Genomic DNA, 11,530 nt, shown 5'->3' on the forward strand with positions numbered 1-11,530 from the left:
CCCGTCCGCCGCTCGCCGGCAAAAGTAGCAAGCTACTTTCCCGCTGCCGCTCGACTTGCATGTGTTAGGCCTGCCGCCAGCGTTCAATCTGAGCCATGATCAAACTCTTCAATTTAAGTTTGGTTGCTTCGAAAAGCGGCTCAATGAATTGCTGAATTAACTGCTGCAACTTAAAAGTTGCTTTGGTCACTTCATCAGACATTGAAAATCAAAAATTGTTTTTGATGCTCGATGCTGTGAGTGCCCACACAGATTGCTTGATTCAAATTGTTAAAGAGCGTGGCGCTTGTCGCGCTGAGGTGGCGTATAATACCTTCCTCACTTCGAAAGTCAAGCGGTTGTTTTCGCTTTTCTTTCGGCGCTGGCTTCACGAGGAAGCCAGCTCATCAGGCTGGCGTGTTCTGCCGTGCTGGTAGGGGCGCATTATAGGGAGGCGCGCCGCGATGACAAGGGCTTTTTCACCAAAAAAAATCGTTCGCTCAGATATGCAGCAAAGCGGTTCTATTTCGCTCTCATCACCACCATTTCGGGCTTTCATTGGATTTAAATTGAACATTTGAAAAGCCACTTTATAATTGTCTTTTCAAATGTTCAATTAAGGTCTCGCCATGCATCAGATTCTGGATAGCCGCAAAGAGGAGAAAATCGTTCCTCTGTTCCGTCTCGGGTTTAGGCCCTTCTTTCTGCTTGGCGCCTTGTTCTCGGCATTGGCGATGCTGGGCTGGCTGGGGCAGCTCAATGGCTGGTTCGTTCTGACGGGGATTGGCAACCCCATCTGGTGGCATGCTCACGAGATGTTGTTTGGTTTCGGGGCGGCGATCGTCGCGGGATTTCTGCTGACGGCAGTACAAAACTGGACCGCTCACCCCGGGGTCAGGAGCTGGTCCCTGGTGCTGGTCGTCGTGTTGTGGGCATTGCCGAGGGCATTGCTGCCCTGGCTGGGTGAACACAATACCTTATTGATGGCGGCAGACCTGCTCTGGTTGCCTCTTTGTGCCTAGTATCTGGCCAAACCCATAGTGGTAACCAGGCAGTGGCGCAACCTCTTCTTTGTGCCTCTGCTTGTCGTTCTGACCCTGCTCAACGCCGCCAGCTGGCTGTGGCAGGCGCAGTGGGCTGACATGGAACATCTGCTCATTACTACGGTGCTCTTGTTTACAACCCTGATCGCCGTGATGGGAGGGCGAGTCATCCCCTTCTTTACCGCCAGAGCCACCGGGATGGAAAAAGCCGTCCCAATTCTCTGGCTGGAGCGGGCTGCCCTTGCCACGCTGTGGCTCATACTGGTGAGCTGGCTGCTGCTGCCCACCCCATGGGCAACCAGCCTCTACCTGCTTCCTCTATATATAGTGGCGGCCGTTTTGCACTTGTGGCGCCAGTTGCGTTGGCGACTGCCGTCCACCCTTGGCCAATCCCTCTTGTGGTCGCTGCACCTCGCCTACCTGTTTATTCCTCTCGGTCTGCTCGCCCTTGGTGCTCTGGCTGCCGGCTTACCCATCAGCTTGTCGTTGGCCAGCCACTTGCTCAGTGCCGGCTGCATGGGGACCATGATCCTGGGGATGATAGCGCGGGTCTCCCTCGGCCACAGCGGTCGGCCCTTGCAGGTGGGGCGCAGGATCCAGTGCGCGTTCGGGCTGGTCATCATGGCCGCCCTGCTCCGGGTGCTGATCCCGCTGCTTTGGCCGGCCTATACCCTGTACGGCTGGAACCTGAGCGGCCTGGCCTGGAGCCTGGCATATGCTCTGTTTGTCTGGGTCTATGCCCCCATACTGACCAGCCCCCGGGCAGATGGGCGTCCTGGCTGACCCGTGAGGGTCAAGATCTGCTGGCCGGATAGTGGATCAGATTGTGGAAGATGGCAGGGGCCACCCCCTGATTTCGATAGCCATGGGGGCGGTCGGCCGCGAAACGCACCGCCTCCCCCTGCGTCAAAGAGCGCCACTCCCCTTCCACCAGCACTTCCATCTGGCCGCTGATGACGATGACATGTTCGGTCACCCCGGGTTCATGGGGTTCTGACTCTCGTTGATAGCCGGGCAACAGAGTCAGCTCAAACAATTCGAAACCAAAACGCCCCTCATAAGGGAAGAGGGGAGCGACCTGCATCCCCTCTCCCGCTGGCTGCTGGCGAATCGCATCTGCGGTGCGATAGAGCACTTCCCCCTGCCCTGCCGGAATCGGCTCGATAAAGCTGGAGAAAGAGACTCGAAAGCCGGTGGCAATCTTCCACAGGGTGGCCACCGTCGGGCTAGACTCCCCCCGTTCAATCTGGCCCAGCATGGCCTTGCTCACTCCCGTTTCCCGCGCCGCCACATCCAGGCTCCAGCCCAGCTCGCTGCGCAAGTCCTTTAGACGTTGGGCCAGATGCTGATGCATCTCTTGCATGACTGCCTCTTTGTTGCGCTTGCTTGAATCGCCTTGTGCGCTATAACGCACAGCGATATAGTCTGAAGCAATATTGTACGCAATAACGCACAAGCCGTCACAACCCCACAAGGACGTCACCATGCCCTTTGCCCTCCCCCATCTGGTCGCCGGCTTCATCGCCGTGATGGTCGGCTATACCAGTTCGGTCATCCTGATCATTCAGGCAGCCACGGCAGCAGGGGCCGATGCTGCCCAGCTCGCCTCCTGGCTATGGACGCTGGGCATCGGCATGGGTATCAGCTGCATCGGCCTATCCCTCTACTACCGCATCCCTGTCTTGACCGCCTGGCCGACCCCGGGTGCCGCCCTGCTCATCACCAGCCTGGGCAACTTCACCCTGGCCGAGGCCATCGGCGCCTTCGTTATCTCTTCTCTGTTGATCACCCTGTGCGGCATCAGCGGCTGGTTCGACCGGCTGATGCGCCATATCCCGGCCCAGCTGGCGGCGGCCATGCTGGCCGGGGTATTGCTCAAGTTCGGACAGGATCTGTTCAAGGTTGCGCCAGCCGATCCCTTGCTGCTCGGCAGCCTGTTGCTGGCATTCCTGCTCGGTCGCCATCTCTGGCCCCGCTATACCATGGTGCTGGTGCTGGCAGTCGGGATCCTCATCTGTCTGTTGCGAGGGGAGCTACAGCTTGACGCCATTCACTGGCAACTGGCCGGCCCGGTCATGGTCTGGCCAGAGTTCTCTTTTGATGCCCTGTTCGGCATTGCCCTGCCGCTGTTCATCGTCACCATGACCTCCCAGAACATGCCCGGCATTACCATTTTGCGAGCCCACGGCTATCAACCCGCTACCTCCTCTCTTATCACCTGGACCGGCCTGACCGGCCTGCTGCTGGCCCCCTTCGGCGGCTACGCCTTCAACCTGGCGGCCATCACGGCAGCCATCTGCATGGGGAAAGAGGTGGATCCGGACGCCAACCGACGCTGGCCCGCGGCGGTGTGGGCCGGCGGCTTCTATCTGCTGACCGGTTGTTTCGGGGCCACGGTGGCGGCCCTTTTCACGGCCTTCCCGACCACGCTGGTGACCTGTGTCGCCGGGCTGGCGCTACTCGGCACCATCGGCAGCAGCCTGCACACCGCATTGCAACACGACGATGCCCGTGAGACCGCCCTGCTGACCTTCATCATCACCGCCTCCGGCATCAGCCTGCTCGGCATCGGCGCCGCCTGCTGGGGATTGCTCGTCGGCATCATCCTGCATCAAGTCAACCAGCGGAGAAACTGACCTGACCATCTGGGGAGCCCCCCGTGAGACACCGCACATAATTCAGAGAATTTGGTTCACAGCTGAAACTAATTGCCATTAAGTGGGGGCGAGGCACTTCTTCTTCCCCGATGCGTGCCTCATGTCAGACTCATAAACTGGAGAATAATAATGAGGAATCAGGCTGTCATTTTGTTACTGGCACTGCTGGGCGCCACCACCGCCCAGGCTGCCGACACCGATCGGGAGCTGGCCCGCCAGCTCGCGCTGCAGCAGAAGAACCTGTTGCCGCTGCTGAGCAATCAGGAATACCAGAGCCCACTGCCCAACCTGCTGCAAAAAGCCAGCCCGCGCCTGAAACGCCAAGCCCGGGATGCCAACCAGGCGGCCATCAGCCGGCAAGGGCTGGACGGCGAGGTCAAGGAGCTGATGCAGCTGCGACTGGCCAACCCGGAACAGGCCGCCGCGATGCAACAGGGTGTCGAGCCGTTGGTCGCCTATGTACCGAGCGGAGATGAGAAGAGCTGGAGCGCCATCGAAGCCTTCGACAGCGCCGGCAACCCCGTCTATCTGGATGTGGACAAGGCACCGGCCCGTCCGGTTCTGGTCGTGGAGGCCGATCCCGTCAAGGCCAAGAACGCCGGCCTCAAGGTGATCCGCAAAGCGCTGGCCGCCGCTGACATGCAGGTGGCTCCCCGTGCGGCTGCCAGCACGGCGCCGCTCAAGACCAGCATCCTGAAGAAAATTCGGTTGAAGGATGATCAGGAGCCCTGGCTGCTGGGTGCGGCCGAAGTGTATGCGGTGGTCGCGGGGGTCAATCCCAGCCGGGATGAGCCCGTGGTCGACATCGTCGACATGCCCTATCTCGACTATGACAACACCGACTACACCCCCAACCAGATCCTGGTCTACTGGGATCGCTATCGCTGGGGTGCCGTCGACATCGTCATGATGGAGCAGGACGACAACGTCAACTACAAGGAGCTGAGCGGCCTGTTCATCGATGCCCTCAAGCTGGCCTTCACTGCTGGCGGCGTGCCCGAGGCACTGCCCTTCCTCGATCTCGGTGGTCGCATCGTCAAAGCGCTGCCCGACTCCTGGATGACCAACAACGATGACTATCTGGATACCTTCTACACCCTGGAGCAGGACCAGAGCTATCACCAGTATCCCGGCGCCGCCGGCAATGCGGTGATCGATCTCGAACCCAAAGAGATCGCCCCCACCAGACCCTGATTGGTCGCCATGACAAAAAAGCCAATGAGCGACTCATTGGCTTTTTTTGTACCCGCGATCCGTTACGGCTGGCCTTTCGGCCTCACCCCCAGGGTGTGGCAGATGACGTAGGTCAGCTCGGAGCGGTTCAGGGTATAGAAGTGGAAATCCTTCACCCCCTCCTGACTCAGCACCCGTACCTGATCGATGGCGATGCTCGCCCCCACCATGTTGCGGGTCATCTGATCATCATCCAGCCCCTCGAAACGCTGATGCATCCAGCGCGGGATCTTCACGTTGGTGAAACCGGCAAACTTGGCCAGGGTCTGGTAGTTGGAGACCGGCAGGATCCCCGGCACGATTTCCGCATCGATGCCAATGGCGGCGCAGCGATCCCGAAAACGCAGGTAGGTCTCGACGTCAAAGAAGAACTGGGTAATGGCGCGGTTGGCACCGGCATCGATCTTGCGCTTCAGGTTGAGCAGATCCGACTGCGCACTGCGCGCTTCCGGGTGACCTTCCGGGTAGGCGGCCACCGAGATATCGAAGTCCGCTTCGGCCTTGAGCAGGGCTACCAGGTCGGTGGCATACATCTCCGGCTTTTCCAGCCCCTGGGGGAGGTCACCGCGCAGCGCCACGATATGGCGGATGCCGCTGTTCCAGTAGTCGCGGGCAATGGTGCGCAGCTCGTCGCGGCTGGCGTCGATACAGGTCAGGTGCGGGGCGGCGATCAGACCGGTCCGCTCCTTGATGTCCTTGATCACCTTGTGCGTGCGATCCCGGGTGCCCGAGTTGGCACCATAGGTCACCGACACGAATTTGGGCTCCAGCACCTTCAATCGCTCGATGGATTGCCACAGGGTATTTTCCATCCCTTCACTGTTGGGCGGAAAAAACTCGAAACTGACCGAAATGTCGCCACTCAAATCTGCCAGACTCTGGTTGAGTGCCTCAACCTGACGTGCGCTGTGAAATCCCATCTGCTCTCTCCCTGCCCTGCAATCCATTTCTCTACGTCAAAACGGATGTTTGGACTTCTAAACGTCTTTCTATCTTTATGAGAAAATGACACAAAGTCAACACTGTTTTACAGCGAGATGAAGGCCGCCGATTTTTATTTGGCAATAAAGCCAAAGTAACGATTGGCACCCCATCCCAAAATCCGGCGAGTCGCGTTATGATGAACGCAGATCGTCCTGGACGTTCTGAATCTGCGTGTGATTGTTTGGCCGGAGGTTTCTCCGGCCCCTTTTCAACCTCTTCCCCTTCCTGCCGATAACCAATTGAACCATTCGCAGGAGCATCATCATGGACACCCACCCCGGCTTTGCCACCGACTTGCTGTTCGATCGCTATCAGGGCAACGTGGTCGACCATGAGCAGTTCTGGGCCGTGCGCACTCCCGATGCTCCCGATTACTACTTTGGCAACTATCTGCTGCTCCCCTTCCCCCCCAGCGATCACGACAAGGGCTGGCTCGAGGCCAGTTTCGACAAGCTGATCGGGCAGGATCCCCGGGTCAGACACCGCACCTTCCAGTGGCCTCTCGCGGCCGGCCAGAACAGCCGGGTCGCCGGCTTCGTGGCGGCGGGATACCAGTACATGGAGTGCGTGGTGCTGGCACTGGAGGCAGAAGGCTGGCAACCGCCAGCCGCGACGGTGGCTGCGCGCCCCTTTACCCCGACCGACTGGGACGAGTGGCTGGCCTTTGAACTGGAGGAGCGGGATCCCGGCCACTCGGAGCAGAGCTACCTGCCCTATCTGCAATCACGCCGCCAGTTGTATGAGGCGATGATCGGGGACGGGCTGGGTCAGTGGTGGGGGATCTGGCAGCAGGAGCAGCTGGTCGCCAGTTGCGGTCTCTTCTTCACCGACACCCTGGGTCGCTTCCAGCTTGTGCGCACCCGGCAGGCATGGCGCAATCAGGGATTGTGCCGCCAGCTGCTGAGCCAGGTTGCCCGGCACGGGCTGACACGGGTCGACAGGCTCATCATAGTGGCCGACGAGCATTATCATGCCCAGCGGGTCTATCGCTCGCTCGGATTTGCCCCGGTGGCCCGCATCGGCAGTCTCTGCCGCTGGCCCCGTCCGGAGCAATGAGTCAGACCACGGACCGCAAAGAAAACGGGAGGCTGATGCCTCCCGTGGTGTATCTGCCGGCAGCTATTGCTGCGGCGTTTCGAGCTCATTGGAGAGCGCCTGCTCCACCTCTGCCGACGGCGCCGGTAGCGGGGCCGCCGCCGCAGATACCGCTGCGGCAGGGGTCTCCGATGGTGCCTGGACAGCAGGGGCCTCTGTTACCGCCGGCGTCGCAGCAGATGCAGCAGCAGGCTCGGTGGTCGCAGCTGAGGCCGACACCGCAGGCACGGCGGCAGGAGCGTCACACTGGCAATCTGCCCCTTTCACCTTGTTGCCCTGATGGGGCGGATACCAGCCCTTCAGCCCCTGCTCCAGCCGATCGGCTGCCGCCTTGGGCTCCATCTTGCCGAGCAGCACAGCCTGGCTCACTTCGGCCAGCTCGTCCCCCAGCTTGGGCGTACCGCGGGAGAGGATCTGGGTGGCCACCCGGATGGTGGAGTCGCACTGATCCCGCCACTCCATCATCTCCTTCGCCGCCGGGTTGGTGACCTCGAAGAAGTGGTTGGAGAGGGAGAAGAAACCGGGCAACGAGTTGGTATAGAGCTCGGCGAACTGGGGCGTGGTCAGCCACTGCAGGAAGGCCATGGCCGCCTCCTTGTTCTTGCTGGCCGGGTTCATGCCCATCCCGATGTCGGTGTGATCGGTAAAGAAGCAGCCATCCCCCTGCTTCGCCACTGGCGGGCGCATCACGCCAAAATCGACCTTGCCGGTAAAGGGGGCGATCTCCCAGGAACCCGCCACGTAGAAGGCGGCCTTGCCCGAGGTGAACAGCTCGTTGGTCGCGGCATAGTCGCGGCTCTCGCCACCTTCGCCGAGGTAGGGACGCCAGCGCGCCAGCTCCTCGAACACCTTGACGTAGGGCGGGTTGTCAAAGCGCTCCTGCCCCCCGATCAAGGCCAGCCGACCATCCTCCCCCTTCCAGTAGTTGGGGCCTATGTTCTGGAAGCCGAGTTCGGAGGATACCCAGCTTTCCGAGCCGCTCATGGCCAGCGGCACATAGCGGCCATCGGCTTTCACCTTGTCGAGCGCCGCGAAGAAGGCATCCCGGGTTTGCGGCACGCTCAGCCCCAGCTCACTGAAAATCTTCTTGTTGTAGAAGAAGCCGTGAATCACCGAGGCCATGGGCACGCAGAAGGTCTGAGCGCCGGAGTCGGTCTGCCAGGGTGACTGGGCAAAGCTCGGGAAGTTCTCCATCCCCGACATCTCGGTCAGCTCCGCCAGATGGCCCGCCTTGAACAGGGCCAGGGAGTCGTCGAATGGCCGGCAGGTGATGAGATCCCCCGCCTTGCCCTCTTTCAAGCTGGCCCACAGGGTCGGCATGTAGTCGACGTTCTGCACCCCGTTGAACTTCACCTGGATGCCCGGGTGGGAGGCCTCGAAGGCAGGGATGATCTTCTGCTCCCACAAGTCCTTGTCATCTATCCGCCAGCTCTCGATCACCAGCTCGCTGGCCATCAGCTGACCACACAACAGGAGACTCAGGGCCCCGATCCACTTGTTAGACATAAGCCCTCCTAAACCTTGAAATGTGCGATCAATTGCTGCTGCTTGGCCACCAGATCCGCCAGCACCTCGCTGCTGCTGGCCGACTCCCGAGCCTCCCGCTCGGTCTCGTAGGCCACCTCGGCGATGCCGGAGATGTGACGTGCCACCCCCTGACTGACCGAGATCTGCTCCTGAGCCGCGTGTGCCACCTGATCCGCCATCGCCTTGATGGCGCTCATCCGGTCGGCGATGGACTGCAGGGCCGCATCCATCTCACGGGTCTGTTCAACACAGCTGTGAGTCTGCTCCTGGCTGCGTCCCATCACCTCCACCACCAGCTTGCTCGAGCTCTGCAGGTTTTCGATCATCGCCTGGATCTCTTCGGTCGACGTCTGGGTCCGGTTGGCCAGCGCCCGCACCTCGTCGGCCACCACCGCGAAGCCACGGCCGGCATCACCGGCCCGTGCCGCCTCGATGGCCGCGTTCAGCGCCAGCAGGTTGGTCTGTTCGGCGATGCTGCGGATCACGTCGAGAATGCTGCCGATGTTGTCGCTGAATTCGCCCAGCTTGTAGGTGATACCGACGGCCTCCTCCATGGCACCGGCCAGTTGTTCCGTGATGCGACGGGTGGTTGCCACCTTCTGGCGGCCGGTTCTGGCTTCGTCATCCGCCAGATCCACTTCCCGCTTGGTGCCGTCGGTGGAACGAGCCACCTCGGTGGCACTCACCTCCAGCTCGGTGATGGCGGCAGCCACCTGATCGGTCTGGCTCTTCTGATCCTGCACCCGGGATACCGCCCTTTCGCTGATCTCGGCGGCGCGGCTCGCCTCCTCCACCAGATGACGGGAGCCGGCATTGATCTGGGAGAGCAGCTCGCCGGTCTTGCCGGCCAGCACGTCGATGGAGCGGGCCAGAGCGCCGAATTCGCAGCTGCTGCGGTAATTGATGCGGCGGGTCATGTCCCCGGCCGCCATGTAATCCAGCTCCTTGTTGATCATCTGCAGCGGGCGCTGAATGCTGCGCGCCGTGGTATAGCCGATGATGAGGGCGGCGGCAGCCGAGATGGCGGCCACGATCAGGATCCAGAAGCTGGCACTGCTGACCGCATCATCCGCCGTGGTACGGCTCTGGCTGGCGATGGAGCCGGCCGACTGTCCCATCTCGTCGAGCAGCCCCAGGCTGTTGATCAGGCTGGCATCGAGCTGCTGATTGAGGGTCTGCAGCGAGGCGGCCAGCTGCTGGGCATTGCGCATGGTGGCGAGCAGCCCCTGCGGGCCGAGCGCCAGCTCCTGCATTCGATCGAGGTTGGAGACGAAGCGCTGCTTCACGTCATCCGGCACCAGCACCCGGTCAAGCCGCTTGCGCGCCATCTCGATATCCTTGCTCAGCACCTTCTCCAGTTCGTTGAGGTCGGTCTTGGCATCGGCCCGGCGAATGTTCTTCAGGTCGCGCGCGATGCCCGAGGTGATGAGCTCCGCCTTGTTGCGCATGGAACGCTTGCTGGCGGTCTGCTGCAACAACAAGTCCGCCGCCCACTGATAGGTATCCTCCAGCCGGATGAAGGCAATCTCCAGCTTGTGGCGCTGATCCTGGGCATTGACCCACTGGCTGTGCTGGGAGAGCACCTGTTCGGCCAGGCCGTAGAACTGCTTGGTCGCCGCATCGACCTGCTGGAAGCGGGAACCGGCCTCTGCCACCCCGCTGAACTTGTCCATCTCCTGGCTCAGTTGGCTGAAACGCGCCTGCTGCTCCTTGAACTGGCTGGCCAGCTGCGGCAGCTGACTGCCATCCTCATTGGTCCGGTAGACCAGCACCCAGCGGTTGCTGTCCTGCAGGGCGCCCTTCAGACCGGCCACCGCAATCACCAGGGGGGTTGCCCGGTCGGAAACCTGCGACAAGCCGTCGTTGATGCCCCTGATCTTCAGGGTGCTGATCACACCCAGCAGGATCAACAGCAGCAGCATCAACACAAATCCGGCGATGATCCGCTGCACAATAGATAAACCCATGGAGACATCCTCACTCGTGGGGGAAAGGTAACGTGAACATAGACACTATCGGCACAAGGGGCGAATTATAGAGGGGAGACAGAGGGTATTTTATTGATCTATATGGGGTTGGATCACAGTTGGCGGAGAGTGACCTGAACGTAAAAGGGCCCGGACTGTGCCGGGCCAAAGAGACATGCTAGCTGTAATGGCCCGTGGGGAGGCCAACCCTGTGTCCTATCAGAAGCGATAGCCGACACCAAACATGAAGGCCATGGGATCGATGGAAGTATTGATGGTCCCGACGGCGGTGTGCACATCGGTATCGATATCGATGATCCAGGCGGAAGCATTGACGAACCAGCGGTCATTGATCGCCATGTCCAGACCGACCTGACCAGCCATGCCCCAGGAGGAGTCAACGCTCACGTCGGTACCATCCAGCGCACCGCGGCCCTGCTCGTCGAAGAAGGTGGTGTAGTTGATACCGGCACCGATATAGGGGCGAACCTTGCTGTTGGCATCACCGAAGTAGTACTGCGCCATCAGGGTCGGCGGCAGGTGCTTGACCTTGGCCACTTCGCCCAGACCGGCGGTGGAGACGGAGTGGGAGAAGGGCGTGGCCGCCAGCAGCTCGACACCCCAGTTGTCGGTGATCAGATAGGAAAGCGTCAGACCCAGCTGCATATTGCTGTCGATTTCCAGCTCGCCGGTACCCAGCACGTTGTCACTGCTCGTTTGCGGAGAAACGAAAGCCAGGCCGCCGCGCACCAGAAAATCACCGGCCTGGTGAGCCATGGCGACGGGGGATGCAAGCGCTGCTGCGATCATCAGAGGAAGGATCTTTTTCATCACGTATTCCTTTTAGTTTTCGTTTTATATGTTGCAAGCCCGAAAACTATAAAGGGATGTGAATTCCGAGTTATTGATTTAGCTCAAACGTTACCAAGAAATAGATAGATGTGTACGGCAGCTTCCAACCATGCTGAGCATCGAGAAAAACACCAAAAATATCAAATAAAAACAATGAAATGGATAGACCTCTCGCCTTACCAACAACAATAAG

At 60.4% G+C, this 11,530-nt stretch carries 8 protein-coding genes, 1 rRNA gene and 1 pseudogene; 4 read left to right on the top strand and 6 right to left on the bottom strand.

Translation table 11 applies throughout. From position 1 onward, the window contains the following. Window positions 1-115: ribosomal RNA gene (locus CAK78_RS03440) — 16S ribosomal RNA — on the bottom strand; the annotation flags it as partial. A 493-nt stretch (window positions 116-608) separates the two neighbouring features. Between CAK78_RS03440 and CAK78_RS03445 the strand changes: the two are divergent. After that, window positions 609-1,805, top strand: a pseudogene (locus tag CAK78_RS03445) (NnrS family protein). A 10-nt stretch (window positions 1,806-1,815) separates the two neighbouring features. Here the strand turns inward: CAK78_RS03445 and CAK78_RS03450 are convergent. Continuing rightward, a complete protein-coding gene (locus CAK78_RS03450) occupies window positions 1,816-2,385 on the bottom strand; it encodes a helix-turn-helix domain-containing protein (RefSeq protein WP_176452648.1) in 570 nt (189 codons plus the stop codon). Window positions 2,386-2,506: 121 nt separating this feature from the next. On the opposite strand from CAK78_RS03450, the gene CAK78_RS03455 reads away from it, so the two are divergent. Both CAK78_RS03455 and CAK78_RS03460 read left to right on the top strand, forming a co-directional pair. Then, window positions 2,507-3,658: a benzoate/H(+) symporter BenE family transporter gene (locus CAK78_RS03455; RefSeq protein WP_094696371.1), complete on the top strand. Its 1,152-nt coding sequence runs from the start codon at window positions 2,507-2,509 to the stop codon at window positions 3,656-3,658. A gap of 150 nt (window positions 3,659-3,808) precedes the next feature. Beyond that, window positions 3,809-4,873, top strand: a complete 1,065-nt coding sequence (locus tag CAK78_RS03460; RefSeq protein WP_094696372.1) for a DUF3103 family protein — start codon at window positions 3,809-3,811, stop codon at window positions 4,871-4,873. A 62-nt stretch (window positions 4,874-4,935) separates the two neighbouring features. On the opposite strand, the gene metF is transcribed toward CAK78_RS03460, so the two are convergent. Beyond that, the gene (gene metF, locus CAK78_RS03465; protein ID WP_094696373.1) at window positions 4,936-5,832 is read right to left on the bottom strand and encodes a methylenetetrahydrofolate reductase; all 897 of its coding nucleotides are present in this window, start codon (window positions 5,830-5,832) and stop codon (window positions 4,936-4,938) included. Between the two features lie 328 nt (window positions 5,833-6,160). Between metF and CAK78_RS03470 the strand changes: the two genes are divergently transcribed. Continuing rightward, the gene (locus CAK78_RS03470; protein WP_094696374.1) at window positions 6,161-6,952 is read left to right on the top strand and encodes a GNAT family N-acetyltransferase; all 792 of its coding nucleotides are present in this window, start codon (window positions 6,161-6,163) and stop codon (window positions 6,950-6,952) included. Window positions 6,953-7,015: 63 nt separating this feature from the next. Here the strand turns inward: CAK78_RS03470 and CAK78_RS03475 are convergent, their stop codons facing one another. The 3 genes from CAK78_RS03475 to CAK78_RS03485 form a co-directional block, all read right to left on the bottom strand. Further along, complete coding sequence (locus tag CAK78_RS03475; RefSeq protein ID WP_094696375.1) at window positions 7,016-8,497, bottom strand: ABC transporter substrate-binding protein; 1,482 nt, start codon at window positions 8,495-8,497, stop codon at window positions 7,016-7,018. 8 nt (window positions 8,498-8,505) lie between these two features. After that, entirely contained in the window at window positions 8,506-10,485 is a 1,980-nt protein-coding gene (locus CAK78_RS03480; protein ID WP_042049259.1) for a methyl-accepting chemotaxis protein, read from the bottom strand. 219 nt (window positions 10,486-10,704) lie between these two features. After that, a complete protein-coding gene (locus CAK78_RS03485) occupies window positions 10,705-11,316 on the bottom strand; it encodes an OmpW family outer membrane protein (protein WP_005306049.1) in 612 nt (203 codons plus the stop codon). Between the last annotated feature and the right edge of the window lie 214 nt (window positions 11,317-11,530).

The organism is Aeromonas sp. A35_P, assembly GCF_002259925.1.
GTDB lineage: Bacteria > Pseudomonadota > Gammaproteobacteria > Enterobacterales > Aeromonadaceae > Aeromonas > Aeromonas dhakensis.

Bases quoted from the DNA above. Each gene is read 5' to 3' on its own strand.
- CAK78_RS03470 (WP_094696374.1), top strand. From the start codon at position 6,161: ATGGACACCCACCCCGGCTTTGCCACCGACTTGCTGTTCGATCGCTAT.
- CAK78_RS03450 (WP_176452648.1), bottom strand. From the start codon at position 2,385: ATGCAAGAGATGCATCAGCATCTGGCCCAACGTCTAAAGGACTTGCGC.
- CAK78_RS03455 (WP_094696371.1), top strand. From the start codon at position 2,507: ATGCCCTTTGCCCTCCCCCATCTGGTCGCCGGCTTCATCGCCGTGATG.
- CAK78_RS03480 (WP_042049259.1), bottom strand. From the start codon at position 10,485: ATGGGTTTATCTATTGTGCAGCGGATCATCGCCGGATTTGTGTTGATG.
- metF (WP_094696373.1), bottom strand. From the start codon at position 5,832: ATGGGATTTCACAGCGCACGTCAGGTTGAGGCACTCAACCAGAGTCTG.
- CAK78_RS03475 (WP_094696375.1), bottom strand. From the start codon at position 8,497: ATGTCTAACAAGTGGATCGGGGCCCTGAGTCTCCTGTTGTGTGGTCAG.
- CAK78_RS03485 (WP_005306049.1), bottom strand. From the start codon at position 11,316: ATGAAAAAGATCCTTCCTCTGATGATCGCAGCAGCGCTTGCATCCCCC.
- CAK78_RS03460 (WP_094696372.1), top strand. From the start codon at position 3,809: ATGAGGAATCAGGCTGTCATTTTGTTACTGGCACTGCTGGGCGCCACC.